Annotated in this window: 12 protein-coding genes; 10 read left to right on the plus strand and 2 right to left on the minus strand. The window is 61.2% G+C overall.

The genetic code is table 11. The features are described from left to right. Positions 1 to 18: 18 nt before the first annotated feature. From urtB to ureC, 10 genes are all read left to right on the plus strand, one after another. Positions 19 to 1,521 carry an urea ABC transporter permease subunit UrtB gene (gene urtB, locus HF257_RS04060; protein ID WP_185705185.1) on the plus strand — a complete coding sequence of 501 codons (1,503 nt, stop codon included), beginning with the start codon at positions 19 to 21 and terminating at the stop codon, positions 1,519 to 1,521. Continuing rightward, positions 1,521 to 2,588: an urea ABC transporter permease subunit UrtC gene (urtC, locus tag HF257_RS04065; RefSeq protein WP_185705183.1), complete on the plus strand. Its 1,068-nt coding sequence runs from the start codon at positions 1,521 to 1,523 to the stop codon at positions 2,586 to 2,588. Before urtB ends, urtC begins: the two co-directional genes overlap by 1 nt. Beyond that, positions 2,585 to 3,418, plus strand: a complete 834-nt coding sequence (urtD, locus tag HF257_RS04070; RefSeq protein ID WP_185705181.1) for an urea ABC transporter ATP-binding protein UrtD — start codon at positions 2,585 to 2,587, stop codon at positions 3,416 to 3,418. Before urtC ends, urtD begins: the two co-directional genes overlap by 4 nt. A 148-nt stretch (positions 3,419 to 3,566) precedes the next feature. After that, positions 3,567 to 4,265 carry an urea ABC transporter ATP-binding subunit UrtE gene (gene urtE, locus HF257_RS04075; RefSeq protein WP_185705179.1) on the plus strand — a complete coding sequence of 233 codons (699 nt, stop codon included), beginning with the start codon at positions 3,567 to 3,569 and terminating at the stop codon, positions 4,263 to 4,265. Positions 4,266 to 4,295: 30 nt separating this feature from the next. Next, complete coding sequence (locus HF257_RS04080) at positions 4,296 to 5,135, plus strand: urease accessory protein UreD (RefSeq protein WP_185705177.1); 840 nt, start codon at positions 4,296 to 4,298, stop codon at positions 5,133 to 5,135. A 145-nt stretch (positions 5,136 to 5,280) separates the two neighbouring features. Beyond that, a complete protein-coding gene (locus tag HF257_RS04085) occupies positions 5,281 to 5,583 on the plus strand; it encodes an urease subunit gamma (protein WP_010213535.1) in 303 nt (100 codons plus the stop codon). 9 nt (positions 5,584 to 5,592) lie between these two features. Continuing rightward, positions 5,593 to 6,105, plus strand: a complete 513-nt coding sequence (locus HF257_RS04090; protein ID WP_269835748.1) for a GNAT family N-acetyltransferase — start codon at positions 5,593 to 5,595, stop codon at positions 6,103 to 6,105. 5 nt (positions 6,106 to 6,110) lie between these two features. Further along, positions 6,111 to 6,644: a GNAT family N-acetyltransferase gene (locus HF257_RS04095; protein ID WP_185705173.1), complete on the plus strand. Its 534-nt coding sequence runs from the start codon at positions 6,111 to 6,113 to the stop codon at positions 6,642 to 6,644. Then, complete coding sequence (locus HF257_RS04100; protein WP_185705172.1) at positions 6,641 to 6,946, plus strand: urease subunit beta; 306 nt, start codon at positions 6,641 to 6,643, stop codon at positions 6,944 to 6,946. The genes HF257_RS04095 and HF257_RS04100 overlap by 4 nt, the downstream gene beginning before the upstream one ends. 111 nt (positions 6,947 to 7,057) lie before the next feature. After that, positions 7,058 to 8,758: an urease subunit alpha gene (ureC, locus tag HF257_RS04105; RefSeq protein ID WP_185705170.1), complete on the plus strand. Its 1,701-nt coding sequence runs from the start codon at positions 7,058 to 7,060 to the stop codon at positions 8,756 to 8,758. A gap of 62 nt (positions 8,759 to 8,820) precedes the next feature. Here the strand turns inward: ureC and HF257_RS04110 are convergent, their stop codons facing one another. Together HF257_RS04110 and HF257_RS04115 are read right to left on the minus strand one after the other, a co-directional pair. Then, positions 8,821 to 15,669, minus strand: coding sequence for an NEL-type E3 ubiquitin ligase domain-containing protein (locus HF257_RS04110; protein WP_185705167.1), 6,849 nt, complete (start codon positions 15,667 to 15,669; stop codon positions 8,821 to 8,823). An 85-nt stretch (positions 15,670 to 15,754) separates the two neighbouring features. Continuing rightward, positions 15,755 to 16,693: a DnaJ C-terminal domain-containing protein gene (locus HF257_RS04115; RefSeq protein ID WP_185705165.1), complete on the minus strand. Its 939-nt coding sequence runs from the start codon at positions 16,691 to 16,693 to the stop codon at positions 15,755 to 15,757. Between the last annotated feature and the right edge of the window lie 24 nt (positions 16,694 to 16,717).

A 16,717-nucleotide genomic window follows, 5' to 3' on the forward strand; every position in this document is an offset into this window, starting at 1 on the left:
TGATCAGGACACTTTGTTATGCCCACTGCCCTGTACCGTTTCATCCTCACGGCCTTGCTGTTGCTGCCCTTGGCCGCACACGCCAGCGACGCCGAAGACTTCCTGGCCGCCAACCCGAGCCAACAAGCCAAGCTGCTGCAAGACTGGGCCGCCCAGCCAGATCCTGCACGCATCGAGTTGGTAGACGCCCTGCAACAAGGTCAGCTCACGGTCAACGGTGAGACCAAGACCGTGCGCCTGAACAACCGCCTGCGCAGCCTGATCGACAACGTCCAGGCCAGCCAACAACTGCTCGCCGCCGACCCCAAGGTACGCCTGGCCGCAGCGCAAACCCTGCAAAAAAGCGCACAACCTGCGCAGCTCAAATTCCTCGACCAACAGGTTGCCAGTGAGACCAACGAGGACGTACACACCGCCCTAAGCCTGGCCTTGGCAAACCTGCAATTGGTGGACCCCGACCCGGCGGTGCGCCTCGCCGCCGTGCGCTTGCTGGGCAGTACCGGCGACCCATTGGCCCGCACACGCCTCGAAGCGCTGCTCGCCCCCGGCGTCGAATCAGACGCTGCCGTGCACACCGCCGCCGAAACCAGCCTGGCCCAGGTAAAACGTAAACTGATGCTGGGTGAAATCCTCGGCCAAGCCTTCAGCGGCATGTCCCTGGGTTCTATCCTGCTGCTGGCGGCGTTGGGCCTGGCGATCACCTTTGGCCTGCTCGGCGTGATCAACATGGCCCATGGGGAGATGCTGATGCTCGGCGCGTACTCCACTTACGTGGTGCAGTTATTGATGCAGCGTTATGTGCCGCTGGCCATCGAGCTCTACCCGCTGGTCGCGCTGCCGGTGGCGTTTTTTGTCACCGCCGCCATCGGCATGGCGTTGGAACGTACGGTGATCCGCCACTTGTATGGCCGACCGCTGGAGACCCTGCTCGCCACCTGGGGCATCAGCTTGATGCTGATCCAGCTGGTGCGCCTGGTGTTCGGCGCGCAGAACGTCGAAGTGTCCAACCCAGCGTGGTTGTCTGGCGGCATTCAAGTGCTGCCCAACCTGGTGCTGCCATACAACCGCATCGTGATCATCGCCTTCGCGCTGTGCGTGGTGGTGCTCACCTGGCTGCTGCTGAACAAGACGCGCTTGGGACTCAACGTGCGCGCCGTCACCCAAAACCGCAACATGGCGGCCTGCTGCGGCGTGCCCACCGGGCGTGTGGACATGCTCGCGTTTGGCCTCGGTTCCGGCATCGCCGGTTTAGGCGGCGTGGCGCTGAGCCAAATCGGCAACGTCGGCCCAGACCTGGGCCAGAGCTACATCATCGACTCGTTCCTGGTCGTGGTGCTTGGCGGCGTCGGCCAACTGGCCGGTAGCGTCATGGCCGCCTTTGGCTTGGGCATCGCCAACAAAATCCTCGAACCGCAGATCGGTGCCGTGCTCGGCAAGATCCTGATCCTCGCGCTGATCATTCTGTTTATCCAGAAACGCCCGCAGGGACTCTTCGCACTGAAAGGACGGGTGATCGACTGATGAACCAACCATTGATGCTGACGGCCGCGCAAAAGGCCGGCCCCAAGGTGACGATTGCAGTGGGCGCGGTGATCCTGATCCTGCTGCTGGTGCTGCCATTGTTTTCGTTGTTGTCGCCGGATAATCCGCTGCATGTGTCGGCCTACACGCTGACGCTGGTGGGCAAGATCCTCTGCTACGCCATCGTCGCCCTCGCGTTGGACCTGGTGTGGGGGTATGCGGGGATGTTGTCCCTCGGCCACGGTTTGTTCTTCGCCCTCGGCGGCTATGCGATGGGCATGTACCTGATGCGCCAGGCCTCGGGCGATGAGTTGCCGGCGTTCATGACCTTTTTATCGTGGACCGAATTGCCCTGGTACTGGGTGGGCACCGAGCACTTCCTCTGGGCGATGTGCCTGGTGGTGTTGGCGCCGGGATTGCTGGCGTTAGTGTTCGGCTTCTTCGCTTTCCGCTCGCGAATCAAGGGCGTGTATTTCTCGATCATGACCCAGGCCCTGACGTTTGCCGGGATGTTGTTGTTTTTTCGCAACGAGACCGGTTTTGGCGGCAATAACGGCTTCACTAACTTTCGCAGCATCCTCGGCTTTGGCATCACTGAGCCGGGCACGAGGGCGGTGCTGTTCGTGGCCACGGTATTACTGTTGGTGGCGAGCTTGTACATCGGCTGGCGTCTGGCCCAGAGCAAATTCGGCCGCGTGCTGACGGCGCTGCGCGATGCAGAAAACCGCCTGATGTTCTGCGGTTACGACCCGCGCGGCTTCAAGCTGTTCGTGTGGGTGTTGAGCGCAGTGTTGTGCGGCTTGGCCGGGGCGTTGTATGTGCCGCAGGTGGGCATTATCAACCCCAGCGAAATGTCGCCGACCAATTCGATCGAAGCGGCTGTGTGGGTCGCGCTCGGCGGGCGCGGCACCTTGATCGGCCCGCTGCTCGGCGCTGGCGTAGTCAATGGCATGAAGAGCTGGTTCACCGTGGCCTTCCCGGAATACTGGCTGTTCTTCCTTGGGGCGCTGTTCATCATCGTCACGCTGTACCTGCCCAAGGGCGTTATCGGCCTGCTGAAGAAATGAGGAACGTCATGCTTGAACCTATTTTCGACGCAGGTACTGGCCGCGATGCCATCGGTATTGGCCAGGCGGCGGGCAAGGGCCTCAATACCCGCCACGGCACCATCCTGACCCTGGAAGACATCAGCGTCAGCTTCGACGGCTTCAAGGCGCTCAACAACCTGAACCTGTACATCGGCGTCGGCGAACTGCGCTGCATCATCGGCCCCAACGGCGCGGGCAAGACCACGCTGATGGACGTGATCACCGGCAAGACCCGGCCCAGCCACGGCAGCGCCTGGTTTGGTGAAAGCCTCGACCTCACAAGCATGAGTGAAGTGCAGATCGCCCAGGCCGGCATTGGTCGCAAGTTCCAAAAACCCACGGTGTTCGAAGCCCTCAGCGTGTTCGAAAACCTGGAGCTGGCGCAGAAGACCGACAAGTCCGTATTGGCCAGCCTGCGCGCACGCCTGAGCGGCGAGCAGAAGGACCGTATCGACGAGGTACTCGACACCATCCGCCTGACGGCCTCGGTGCAGCGCCCGGCCGGGCTGCTGTCCCACGGGCAAAAACAGTTCCTGGAAATCGGCATGCTGCTGATGCAAGACCCACAGCTGTTGCTGCTGGACGAACCGGTGGCAGGCATGACCGACGCCGAAACCGAATTTACCGCCGAACTGTTCAAGGGCCTGGCGGGCAAGCATTCGCTGATGGTGGTGGAGCACGACATGGGGTTTGTCGGCTCGATTGCCGACCATGTGACCGTGTTGCACCAGGGCAGTGTGCTGGCCGAAGGGTCGTTGGAGCAGGTGCAGGACAATGAGCGGGTGATCGAGGTTTACCTTGGTCGCTGACCCAGACACGCACTTGCTTTATGTGGGAGCGGGCTTGCTCGCGAATGCGGTCGGTCAGTAACAGATGTATGAACTGACACACCGCATTCGCGAGCAAGTCGAATCGTCGCACCGCCGCTCCCACAAGGGAATTGAGGAGAATTTGGAAATGCTGCAAGTCGACAAGCTGCACCAGTACTACGGCGGTAGCCACATCCTGCGTGGGCTGTCTTTTGACGTGAAGGTCGGCGAAGTCACCTGTCTGCTCGGCCGTAACGGCGTGGGTAAGACCACCCTGCTCAAATGCCTGATGGGCTTGCTGCCCTCCAAGGAAGGTGTGGTGAATTGGGAGGGCAAGGCCATTACCGGTTACAAGCCGCACCAACGGGTGCACGCCGGTATTGCCTATGTGCCCCAGGGCCGGGAGATTTTCGGGCGGCTCACCGTTGAAGAAAACCTGCTGATGGGCCTGGCCCGCTTCCCCGGCTCCGAAGCTAAGGAAGTGCCTGCATTCATCTACGAACTGTTCCCGGTGCTGCTGCAAATGAAACACCGGCGCGGCGGCGACTTGTCCGGCGGCCAGCAACAACAATTGGCGATTGGCCGCGCCCTGGCCAGCCGCCCACGCTTGCTGATCCTCGATGAGCCCACCGAAGGCATCCAGCCCTCGGTGATCAAGGAGATCGGCGCGGTGATCAAGAAGCTCGCCGCCCGTGGCGACATGGCGATCCTGCTGGTGGAGCAGTTCTACGATTTTGCCGCCGAACTGGCCGACCAGTACCTGGTGATGTCACGTGGCGAGATCGTGCAGCAGGGCCGTGGAGAAAATATGGAAAGCGAAGGTGTACGCGGCCTCGTAACGATCTAATCTGTAGCGTCCTAACGATAAGCACAAACCATGAACCTGCCCGTTACCCCTGCCCTGTTCACCCCCAGCTGGCACGCCGAGCTGGAACTCGGCTACGCGCGTTTCGGCGACACCACACGCCCGGTGATGCGCCGTCACCTGGGCCCGCTGCGGGTGCAAAAGCACCTGTACGCCGAAGGCCCCGAGGTGTGCCAGCACATCATCGTGCACCCGCCTGGCGGCATTGCCGGTGGTGATCGCCTGGACATCCGCGCCCATGTCGGTTGCGGCGCCTGGGCCCAATTGACCAGCCCCGGCGCGGCCAAGTGGTACCGCGCCAGCGGCCCGGCGTATCAGCAACTGGACCTCAAGGTGGAAGCCGGCGCCACGCTGGAATGGCTGCCCCAGGAGACCATCGTGTTCAGCGCAGCCCAAGCCGAACTCAGCACACGCATCGAGCTGCAAGGCGATGCGCGACTGTTCTACTGGGACGTGATCGCCCTCGGCCGCCCCGCCAGTGGCGAGCGTTTTAACCTGGGCCACTTTCAATCCCACTTGGATATCCGCCGCGACGGCCAATTGCTCTGGCATGAACGCCAGCGCATTGTGGGTGCCGATGGCTTGCTCGACTCGCCCATCGGCCTGGACGGACAGCCGGTGTTTGCCACCTTGCTGCTGACCGGCGATATCGACCCTGAGCTGCTCGAACAATGCCGCGCCCTGCCCCATGCGGTGCGTGGCGACCTGAGCCAATTGCCAGGTTTGCTGGTGGCCCGTTGTCTGGCAGGTGAAGCGCTGTTGGCGAGGGCTTGGTTGATTGCTTTATGGAAACTGCTACGCCCTGCCGTACTGGGCCGAGAAGCGGTACCACCCCGAATCTGGAGCACATGAAGATCAAAATGTGGGAGCGGGCTTGCTCGCGAATGCGGTGGGTCAGCAACAGATGTATCGCCTGATACACCGCGTTCGCGAGCAAGCCCGCTCCCACATTGGATCTCCAGTGTTTTTATGAATGTTGTTTGAAGGATCTTGAACCATGGACCTGACCCCACGGGAAAAAGACAAACTGCTGATCTTCACCGCTGGCCTGGTGGCCGAGCGTCGCCTTGCGCGGGGCGTGAAGCTTAATTACCCGGAAACCATCGCCTACATCTCCGCCGCGCTGATGGAAGGCGCTCGCGATGGCCGCACCGTGGCCGACCTGATGCACTTCGGCACCACCCTGCTCAGCCGCGAGCAAGTGATGGAAGGCATCCCGGAGATGATCCCGGACATCCAAGTGGAAGCCACCTTCCCCGACGGCACCAAGCTGGTCACCGTCCACCAGCCGATTGCGTGAGGTTTGATGATGATTCGTGACGCAACCCAAAACGACTTGCCGGCGATCCGGGCGATCTACAACGACGCGGTGCTCAACACCACGGCGATCTGGAACGAGCAGCCGGTCGACCTGGGCAACCGCCAGGCCTGGTTCAGCGCGCGGCATGCCCAGGGTTATCCGATCCTGGTCTCAGTGGAAAACGATGAAGTCACCGGCTACGCCTCGTTCGGCGATTGGCGCCCCTTCGAAGGCTTCCGCTACAGCGTCGAGCACTCGGTGTACGTGCGCAGCGACCAACGTGGCAAGGGTGTAGGACCGCGCCTGATGGAAGCCTTGATCGAACGTGCACGCACCTGTGGCAAACACGTGATGGTCGCGGCCATCGAAAGCGGTAACCACGCCTCGATCCGCCTGCATGAACGCCAAGGTTTCATCACCACCGGGCAGATGCCGCAGGTTGGCATCAAGTTTGGCCGCTGGCTGGACCTGACCTTTATGCAACTGACCTTGAACCCGGGCGCCGAACCGCCCAAGGAGTGACGTTGATGAACACCGCGCAACTGCGTCGAGTCAATGCTGAAAGTTTTGCCCACTACCGCGTGGGCTTGATCGAGCTGTTGCTGGACGCGGTCAAGCACGGCGCCTCTGTCGGCTTCATGGCCGACTTCGACGAGGCCCAGGCCCGCGCGTACTTGGCGGGCGTGCAGGCGAGCATCGAAGACACCAGCCTGTTGCTGTGGGTGGTGGTGCGCGATGAGCAGGTGATCGCCAGCGTGCAATTGGCGCTGTGCCAGAAAGCCAACGGCCTGAACCGCGCCGAGGTGCAAAAGCTGCTGGTCCACACCCGCGCACGCCGCCATGGCCTGGGCCAGCAATTGATGAATACCCTGGAACTCGCCGCACGCCAGCACAAACGCGGCCTGCTGTACCTGGACACCGAAGCCGGCTCACCCGCCGAAGCCTTCTACCAGTCGCTGCGCTACACCAAGATTGGTGAGCTGCCTGACTACTGCCAAAGCCCGGACGGGCGCTACACCCCGACCGCCATTTACTTCAAGACCCTGGGGCAACCCTCATGATTCCTGGTGAATATCAGATCCAGCCTGGCGACATCGAGCTCAATGTGGGCCGTCGCACCATCAGCCTGAGCGTGGCCAACAGCGGCGACCGGCCAATCCAGGTGGGCTCGCATTATCATTTTTTCGAGACCAATGACGCGCTGACGTTTGATCGTGCGGCGAGCCGAGGCATGCGTTTGAATATCCCGGCGGGGACGGCGGTGCGGTTTGAGCCGGGGCAGAGCCGGGAGGTTGAGTTGGTGGATTTGAGTGGGGGCAGGCGGGTGTTTGGGTTTGCCGGCCGAATCATGGGTGATCTTTAGGGCCTCATCGCAGGCAAGCCAGCTCCCACAGGTGAACGCATTCCAAATGTGGGAGCGGGCTTGCTCGCGAAAGCGGTCTCACATTCAACACAAATTTCTCAGGGCAAACACATGAAAATCAGCCGCCAAGCCTACGCCGACATGTACGGCCCCACCGTCGGTGACAAGGTCCGCCTGGCCGATACCGAGCTGTTCGTCGAAGTCGAACAGGATTTCACCGTCTACGGAGAAGAAGTCAAATTCGGCGGCGGCAAGGTCATCCGCGACGGCCAGGGCCAAAGCCAATTGCTTGCCCATGAAGTAGTCGACACCCTGATCACTAACGCACTGATCATCGACCACTGGGGCATCGTCAAAGCCGACGTCGGCCTCAAGAATGGTCGCATCCACGCCATCGGCAAGGCCGGCAACCCAGACATCCAGCCCGGCGTGACCATGGCCATCGGCGCCAGCACCGAAGTGATCGCCGGCGAAGGCATGATCCTCACCGCCGGCGGTATCGACAGCCACGTGCACTTCATCTGCCCGCAACAAATCGAAGAAGCGTTGACTAGCGGCGTCACCACCATGATCGGCGGTGGCACCGGCCCGGCAACCGGCACTAACGCCACCACCTGCACCTCCGGACCGTGGCACCTGGCGCGCATGCTCCAGGCCAGCGACTCGTTCCCGATGAACATCGGTTTCACCGGCAAGGGCAACGCCAGCTTGCCGGAGCCGTTGATCGAGCAGGTCAAGGCCGGCGCTATCGGTTTGAAGCTGCATGAAGACTGGGGCACTACCCCGGCGAGCATCGACAACTGCCTCAGCGTCGCCGACGAATACGACGTGCAGGTGGCGATCCACAGCGACACCCTCAACGAATCGGGCTTCGTCGAAACCACCCTCGCCGCCCTCAAGGGCCGCACCATCCACACCTACCACACCGAAGGTGCTGGTGGCGGCCATGCGCCAGACATTATCAAGGCCTGCGGCTTTGCGAACGTGCTGCCCAGCTCGACCAACCCGACGCGGCCGTTCACCCGCAACACCATCGACGAACACCTCGACATGTTGATGGTCTGCCATCACCTGGACCCGAGCATTGCCGAGGACGTAGCCTTCGCCGAAAGCCGCATCCGCCGCGAGACCATCGCTGCCGAAGATATTCTGCACGACCTCGGCGCGTTCTCGATGATCAGCTCCGACAGCCAGGCCATGGGCCGCGTGGGCGAGGTGATTACGCGCACCTGGCAGACCGCCGACAAGATGAAAAAACAGCGCGGCGCCCTACCCGGCGACGGCCCTGGCAACGACAATTTCCGCGCAAAGCGCTACATCGCCAAGTACACCATCAACCCTGCGATCACGCACGGCGTGAGCCATATCGTCGGTTCAATCGAGGTGGGTAAATGGGCCGACCTGGTGCTGTGGCGCCCGGCATTTTTTGGCATCAAACCGACCCTGATCCTCAAGGGCGGCGCCATTGCTTCAAGCCTGATGGGCGATGCCAACGCGTCGATCCCGACGCCACAGCCGGTGCATTACCGCCCGATGTTCGCCAGCTTCGGCAGCTCACTGCACGCCACCAGCCTGACCTTTATCAGCCAGGCGGCGCAGGACGCCGGACTGCCCGCAGCCCTGGGTTTGAAAAAGCAGATCGCCGTGGTCAAGGGTTGCCGCAACGTGCAGAAAACCGACTTGATCCACAACGATTACCTGCCAGACATTGAGGTCGACCCACAGACCTACCAGGTCAAGGCCGACGGGGTATTGCTGTGGTGTGAGCCGGCCGAGGTGCTGCCGATGGCGCAGCGGTATTTCCTGTTTTAACCCCCGTGCCCGCTCGCCGAAAGACCGGGCTGGAGATAGTCATCCAGCTCGGTCGTCGCCAACTACCCGACAAAACTTGTGCTCGGCTGGTTGGGGTCTAGCGCGGCCGGATTTAACGCTGCGTCCGCCCTGCGCGAAAGGGCCATCAGGGTTTGGGTTTCATCCGCCAGCAATTGCACATTGAGGGTCTCCAGCCCCGTGACATAGCCCGGCTCGTTGACACTGTCATAAGCGTCTTCAAGGGCATCGCGTCTCTGCGCGTTGCGTTGCTCCAGCGCGACAAAATCCTCTGGGTATTGCTCCTTGAGGTAGTCCACCCAGTAGTCACGACTGATCAGGTTTTCATGAAACACATCGGTCTTTTCCATGGCCTCGATGGCGCGCGCCTCGGTTTCCATGGCGGCGCCGCTGATGGGAATGGCAAAGCGCATTTTTTCCGGCACGCCTTGCAGGTCAAGGCGCCGTCGCAGGCCGATCAGGTATTGCAGACGCACCTCGGCGGCATCGGACTGAGGTCTGATGTGCCTGGCCGCGAGCTTTTCAACCTGCTCCAGACGGAACAGGTTACGCGATAACGACAACAGTGCCGGCCCCTTGCGCGAGAGGTCAGCCGGGTCAATTCCGCTCAAGGTATCGAACTCCAGCACCTTGATCTCGAGGGCACTGAACGTCAGGATCCGCCCGTCACTGCAGGTGCCATGCGTATTGGACATGCCGAACAGCGTCTCACGCAATGAGGTATCGCTGGCCGCTGCTTCAACCACCCGCCATACCCGCGTGGTCAGCGAGGCACGGGCCAGATCGAAGTCTTTGGTCTGGGGCAACAACGACAGAAGGTTGAAGAACGCCGCATTGTCCGGCTCTCTCGCCAATGCGTCCCATAGAATGGCCAACCGCACCTGCTCGTCAGACGACAGGTTCTGCAACCAGGGCGCGCGCGCGCCAGCGTCGGAGGATGCGCTCCCAAGTACCTCATCGGGCAACGCCAGGGCAACGTCATCGTCCTCACTGGCGCTGTCGCTATCACCGCTGGAAGGCTGTTCAAGTTCGTTGATTTGCTGCTGCATGTCCGCGCGGCTCATACCCAGCGCCGCATCAGTTTCAAGGCGTCGCGAATACGCCTGCAGCCGACGGAGGTCTTCAAGAGACAGGCCGAAGTTATCGGAAAGATCCGTACCGGCCATCAGTGCATCATGCTCACCCTCCAACGCTTGCGGCGGGATCGATTCAAGCTGGTTGCTGCTCGGGTCAAGGGTACGCAGCGTCCTCGCCTCCAGCACACCGTCGGGCCACTGGGTCAGCTCATTGTTGTTCAGGTTCAGGGATTCAAGGTTACTCAGGGCGTCGACCCGGAAAGTCTCCAGGCTGCAATAGCTCACGTCCAGCCAGCGCAAATGCTCGATGCGTGCCAGCGTCGGGTACAACCGCTCAGGGTCACTGATGCCTACCGCCGATAAGTCCAGCCTCTTCAGAAGGTACATGTCCTCAAGTGCCGCAGGCAGTGACTCAAGGCCGTTGCTGCTGAGGGTCAGGGTTTCCACCTCGGGGAAAGCTCGCAAAAAAGCGTCGGAGCCCGGCCCTGTGAGCTGAACCCCACTGAGATTCAAGCGCTCGACGTGCCTCAAGACGACCGGCAGCGCCGGCATTTCGCCCAGTGTCAGGCCATGGAAGCTCAGCTCTCTGGCAGCGGCTCCCGGCGGCACGGTCAAGCCCGCCCGCCAGGTGTCGAGAATGCGTTGAGCTGCGATATGACGCGTGCTGGCCGTCACTTTCACGTCACGACGCGGGGTGAACTCACGAATAAACAGCCAACTGTTCAAACGCCGAGTCAACACTACTTCGGTGGGGTCGGTGGAAGTCAGCGGCAACAGTTCACGAGCGATGGTGCTGCCACTTCCGTAGGCCGGAAACACGTCACTCGGCGGTTGCTGTTCGAAACGGCTCAACGTGCCGTCCTCCAGCCCCATGCTCTGCTCAACGCGTTGGCGCGCGGCGATCAGCTCAGCTTGCGCCTGCGGTGTCAGGGGCAAGCCCGCCAATTGGCTGTCGAGCAGCAGGCGGTCGTCGGCCAAAGCCGACGCTGGCAGTTGGATTATGCGCGTGTCGCGCAGATCCAGCCAGGTCAAATGCGGCAATTGCTCTGCTCCTGTTGGCCAGGCGCGCAAAGGGGTACCGCGAAGGTTGATGGCCTGCAGTTGGCTAAGTCCGCTGATATCCAGCGATGTCAGCGCGGTGCTACCCAGGTTCAGCACTTCAAGTTCCGGCCATTCGCCGGGCGCCAGAGCGAGCTCGGTCAGGCCGCTGCCATGTACATCCAGGCTGCGCAGCCCCCTGAAGCCACGAACAAAACGGCCCAGTTGCGACGATGGCACCGTGGTGTTGGGCATACGCAGCTCCATCACATGGTCGAACGCGCCAGCAGGCAGTTGAGGCAATTCGCTGACCACCAGGCTGGGCAAGCTCAAGGAGGTAGATCCGGCCCCCCCGTAACGCTGCATCAGCCCTTCGTTCCACCCTCTGCGCAGCGCAACGGCAAGCTCGGTGCGGGCAAAAAACTCCTGATGACGGGTGTCACGGATGAACCAGCTGTCGAGGCTTTGAGTCAACTCGGCATACTCGTCGCTCAGAGCCTCAATGGCGTCGTACTGTGCCTGGGCAGTGGTAAAACGCCCGAAAAACAGATTTTTGAGCGGTCCGCTAAGCGGTGTATTGAAGGTGAGCGTGCGGCCAAGCCCCTCATTGAGCAGCCCGGTGCAGTATTCGCGCACCATTTGATCCTGGTCCACCAGGTGTTCCGGCTGGCTGCGCACGTAGTCGTAAGCCGCCCTGAAGCGTTCGCGGCTAAAGCGCGACCAACTCATCGACAGCCCGGACCACACGCGCTCATGGCCTGGCGCAAACAGCTGCGCCGGCAACTGGTCGATGGACGATGCTTGCAGGTCCAGGCGGTTCAACTCGGGAAGATCAAGCATACCCAGCGGGAAATCCCGTTGCCCGCCACCCGACAGCCTCAGGCTGCGCAACGCGGTCAAGCGGCTGAGGTCCAGCGGGCGAGTGGACGAGAGGGATGAATGTACCTGCAGCTCCTCGAGGCCGGTCAAGCCCTCCAACCGGGTCAGCTCTTCGGGGGTCAATTCAGTGCCGGAGACCAGTTTCAGACGCCTCAGCCCACCCATCCTTTCCAGCGCTTGAGGGACGCTGGACGATGGCCGGTCGGCGCCTGCCAATGTCAGTTCCTGCACCTCTGGGAAGTACCCCAAGACCTGCTCGATATGCCCTTCGATCATCCCGCGCCCACTGACACTCAACGTACGCACATGTGAAAAGTCTGCACTCAATGGCGGTAACGGCACCTCCCCCGCCAAGCGTAGTTCAGCGCGTCCGGGCAATTCAGCTAAAGGTGCGTTGCGCCAACAGGCCTTGAGCGCATGCACGATGCCTGGGCGTGAATCCAACTCTGGATAGCGGCGGATAAACGGATCTGCCAGCTCAGTCATCATCCAGCCGTTGAGCGTCGACTCCAACGCCTGCCACTCCCTCAGCCGATTGTTGAGCAAGCTGAAGATCTGTGTATCCGTCCTGTCTGCAAGTATTTGCTTGAAAATAAAACCGTTGGCCTGGTCGTCAGTCATTTGTGGGTAGACGTCCCGCACACGACTGACCAGCGAGGGCGACACCCCCTCGCCGCGACCACTGGCCGGATAGCCCAGCAATTTCGGTGTAATGCGTTGCGGCGGCTTGAACCAACGCGCTGGAGATACACGCTGCTCAACGATTCGCGCTGACGCTTGGCGATGTTCGGTGGCGTAATCGATGATTGCGCGGCGTAGGTCAAGGCTCTGCCCCACATGGGGAATACCGAGTGCCTGGCGTGTTTCGTCGGGCATCGCGTGCATCAGCGATGCGTAGAAGTTGTCGCCGTCGCGCGGCAGGTTGTTCAGTGCCTCGCCACGCTCGTTGAACGCCTGGTACTGCGGGCCACGCTTGACCAGGTATTTGCGCGGGGTAGCTGTTTCGTTGCCAATGCCGTCAAGCAGCTCGCCGCTGATACCGCCCTCGCGCACTTCCAGGCGCAGTTGATCCGACCAGCCGGGCAGTTTGCTCAGCGACTGCAGGGCCAGGCACTTGCTGTCGGCCGAGGTGAGGCTTTCCATATGCAGGCCAGCATAGGCGCGCGCCAAGCGGCCCTGACTGACGTGCCAGCGAGCGTGTTCCTGCATGGCCAGCGGCACGCGGCCGGTGGCGCGCAGACGGCCGAGCTGCTCGGCATCGGCCTCGGCGAGCAATTGTTGCGCGGAGTACTCACTCAGGCCGGGATACAGGCGTTGCAGCTTGGCAACCAAGGCACCGGTCACCTCCGTGCCCTTGTAGAGGCTGTCAAACAATGCCGGCTGACGGGTTCGAGCATAGTCGGCCAGTTGCAGGCGTAACTCCTGGGGGCGATTTTCACGCACGCGCGCCGGCTCCCCACCGAGCATCGCAACGATTTCCGATTCATCCAGCGCCGCCAGAACCTGCGCTGGCAACTGGCTGCTCAGCACATCGGCGCGGCTGACACGGATCGGCGCCCTAAGTTTGACCCCGTGATACAGGCGTTCGGTGCCATAGCGCTGTACGCGGCCGGTGAGACCCGGCCCCTCAAAGACTTCCAATACCCGGCCCACAGGCCAACGCGGCATTTCCGTCAGCAACGGCAAGGCGTAAAAGTAACGACCATCTACCGCTTTGCCGGAGCTGACTTGCTCGAGTACCTGCGCCACCTCCTGGTCGGCTTTGAACAACCGCAGCGTGTCGGCCAATGCAGGCGGTGGCGGTGCGTCGTCGAGGTGCATCTGGCGCAAGGTGCCATCTTGGACGCCGCTGATATCGGCTATTTTCAGTAATTGGGTATCGTCGAACGTATCCGTCACCGGCCCCAAACGACGCATCAAAGTCGGGCGGTCCCAGGCTTGCGGTCGCTCCAGGGTGAGGCGCCAGGCACCCATGCCGTTATGGCTCAGCGGTGGCTGGTAGGCGCCGGGGTCGGTGGGATGGCGGATACGCCAACGACCAAGGGCTTCGTCGTAAGTTTTTTCATAGAACTTGCCAGATTGACGAATGTAGGTTTTGCCGGCGTGCAGGTATTGACCCTGGGTATTCGGTGCAGCACTCGTCGGCAGGCTATCGGGGCTTTCGTAGCCGCTGAGGTCGGGCTTCCATAAACGGGTTTGGCCATTGGGCAACGTGACGGGGTCAAGGGCTTCAATCAGCGGCTCAGGCTTGGCAGCCGCCAGCGTTGACAGGCCTTTGCCCACACCCGCCATCACCGCCAGGAACGCCAGGTTCTCGGCAACGTCCAGCAGATGCCCTTTGGCCGCACGGCGGTCGCCTTCGGCCCATTCAAGGCTGCCTTCTAAGGTTTCGTACAACAACTGGCCAGCCATCACCACCATCATCACCTCGCCCAGCACCGGGACAAACATCGACGCTACGTTCAATATCAGCAGGCCGATACCCAGCAGCCTGGCGATTTTTTCGGAACGCACCCGCGCGTCCACTTCGGCGGTGGGCACCGCATGGCTGCTGGCGTCGGCAATTAGCTTGTCGCGATGCCGCTCAAAGTGGTAATCCCACAGGTCAAGGTTATCTTCCCAGCCGATTCGCCCTTTTTGATTCATCGTGCTCGGGTGCAGGAATGGGTCCGGGTTAAGCCGCTTGATCGGTGCAGGGTCGGGTGGCAGGTCACGGACAACCGCGAACATCGAAAATGGATTCAAGCCCCTGAGAAAATCATCCAACAACGGAAAATAAGGCTTCATTCCGGCAACGGATCCAGGCGCTGGAGTGACGGTGGTAAGCTCAGTGAAATACCCAGGCAAGTCACCGTACCTGACGAATCTGCTGAAAAAGCGCTGGTACGCCGTCGGGCGGCCATCATCAGGAGCCGAGGTATCGCGCGCGGCGAAACGCGCTTTGAAGATCGCCTGCATCTCGTCCCAGGTGACACGTTTCAACGGGTGATGCGGGTCTTGGGGAATGTAAAGGATCAGGTCGTTACTGTAGCGATACTTCTCGCAAATTACGAAGGCCATGCATCCGGTCATGCGCTTCCTCATCAGCCCGAGATCGCGGAACCACACCTGCCGTTTGCCCATCCACGGATGATTTTCGCCATTGATCACCGAGACAATCATCTGGTAATCGTCAGGCCCAATATCCTTTGTCAGCAATGCCTGCTCCGCCGCCGCCGCCAGGTCGGCTTTGCGTGCCGCAATGAATGTGTGTCGTAGCGCCTGCTCGGTCGCCGAGTCGGCGGGGTGCACGAAGTCTTTGAGATAGCGTTGATACTGCGCGCCAATATCCAGCGAGCGACATAGCCCGGTGAATTGCGCAATGGTCAGTGAGGTCTTGACCGCCTCAAAGGTATCCGCCTGCGATGTCTCAATAACAAACCCCGACGACGAATCAAACGCCCCGTCTTTGCATTCCCACTCTTCAAAGTTGTGCAACGCCGCCTGCAGCAGAGGCAGGCGTACGACATCAAAGGTGCGAAAAGTAACAGCCGGCAGCCGGACTTCGACCCGCGTGCGCAGTTGCAGGATCGTCTTGTTGACATCCAACTGCACCTTGAATTGTTCCCGCAGCGCTTTGACCAGCAACGGTTCGGCGAAGGCGTCGATGTCTTGCAGCGATGCAAAAGCCTTGTCGAGCGCCGTTTGGGCGGTGAGGCTGGCGGTGTACTTCTCAGCCAGCACTTTTTGCTGTGTCGGTGATGCGCGCAGGTACCAGTCCGGCATCTGCGAAGGAGCCGCCTTGAGTTGCTGACGCCGAGACGACGTTGCGCTGACCAGCCAAGACGGGCTGGAACGTTCGAGAAACTCTCGGTGAATACTCTGCGTTGCCGCCGGGATGGCGGAGGGAAGATCGGCCATGATGTCGCTCCTGTCAAAGGGAGCGTCAGCACATCATGACCGATGCGGGCAGCCGCGCTAGATAGTTAGCGCAGGGCCGCTATTTTCAGAAGCTTTCGCGTGGGTTGAACGCGGCTTTTTTCGCCAGCTCCTGCCACAGGGCGATGGTTTCGTCATCGGCTTGCTTGGGCATCACAGCCTTGAGCTGGATGTACAAGAACCCTCGCTCGCCAGCTTTGTTCAGCAAGCCGTGACCCTTGGCGCGCATGCGCTGGCCGTTCTGGCTACCGGCGGGCACCTTGAGGTTGATCTTGCCGGTCAGGGTCGGCACTGCCACTTCTGCGCCCAACGCCAATTCCCACGGTGCCAGCGGCAACGTGATCACCAGGTTCTCGCCTTCTACTTCGAACTTAGAATGCGGCGCAAACTTGATGATCAGATACAGGTCGCCATTGGCCCCACCGCCAATGCCCGGCGCACCCTGGCCTTTGAGTCGGATGCGCTCACCGTCGGCCACGCCGGCGGGGATCTTCACGTTCAGGCTCTTGGTTGTGTTGCTCACGTGTCGGCCCGACGCGTCGTATTGCGGCACCTGGAAGCTGATCTGCTTGGACTCGGTAGACAGCGTCTCTTCAAGCGACACGGTCAGCTGCATCTCCACGTCCTGGCCCTTACGCCCGGTTGGACGACGCTGGCCGCCACCAAAGGCATCGCCACGCGAGCCGAAGATCGAGCTGAAGAAGTCCGAGAAGTCGCCCGCGTCCTGACCGCCGCCAAAGCCGCCACGGCTCTGCCAGCCCGGTGGCCCCTGGAACGGTTGGCCATGCTGGCCGTATTTGCGCAGTTCGTCGTATTCGGCGCGCTTGTCGGCACTTTTGAGCGCCTCGTAGGCTTCGGACGCGTCCTTGAATTTCTCTTCGGCGTCTTTTTCCTTGCTGACATCCGGGTGATATTTACGCGCGAGCTTGCGGTAAGCCGCCTTGATTTCCTTGTCATCGGCGCTCGGCTCAACACCCAATATCTTGTAGTAGTCTTTGAAATCCATCGGCGGTTCACCATCCTTAATCGA

The organism is Pseudomonas cremoris, from assembly GCF_014230465.1.

Excerpts from the sequence above, each read along its gene's own strand:
- urtB (WP_185705185.1), top strand. The coding sequence starts at position 19 with ATGCCCACTGCCCTGTACCGTTTCATCCTCACGGCCTTGCTGTTGCTG.
- urtC (WP_185705183.1), top strand. The coding sequence starts at position 1,521 with ATGAACCAACCATTGATGCTGACGGCCGCGCAAAAGGCCGGCCCCAAG.
- urtD (WP_185705181.1), top strand. The coding sequence starts at position 2,585 with ATGAGGAACGTCATGCTTGAACCTATTTTCGACGCAGGTACTGGCCGC.
- urtE (WP_185705179.1), top strand. The coding sequence starts at position 3,567 with ATGCTGCAAGTCGACAAGCTGCACCAGTACTACGGCGGTAGCCACATC.
- HF257_RS04080 (WP_185705177.1), top strand. The coding sequence starts at position 4,296 with ATGAACCTGCCCGTTACCCCTGCCCTGTTCACCCCCAGCTGGCACGCC.
- HF257_RS04085 (WP_010213535.1), top strand. The coding sequence starts at position 5,281 with ATGGACCTGACCCCACGGGAAAAAGACAAACTGCTGATCTTCACCGCT.
- HF257_RS04090 (WP_269835748.1), top strand. The coding sequence starts at position 5,593 with ATGATTCGTGACGCAACCCAAAACGACTTGCCGGCGATCCGGGCGATC.
- HF257_RS04095 (WP_185705173.1), top strand. The coding sequence starts at position 6,111 with ATGAACACCGCGCAACTGCGTCGAGTCAATGCTGAAAGTTTTGCCCAC.
- HF257_RS04100 (WP_185705172.1), top strand. The coding sequence starts at position 6,641 with ATGATTCCTGGTGAATATCAGATCCAGCCTGGCGACATCGAGCTCAAT.
- ureC (WP_185705170.1), top strand. The coding sequence starts at position 7,058 with ATGAAAATCAGCCGCCAAGCCTACGCCGACATGTACGGCCCCACCGTC.
- HF257_RS04110 (WP_185705167.1), bottom strand. The coding sequence starts at position 15,669 with ATGGCCGATCTTCCCTCCGCCATCCCGGCGGCAACGCAGAGTATTCAC.
- HF257_RS04115 (WP_185705165.1), bottom strand. The coding sequence starts at position 16,693 with ATGGATTTCAAAGACTACTACAAGATATTGGGTGTTGAGCCGAGCGCC.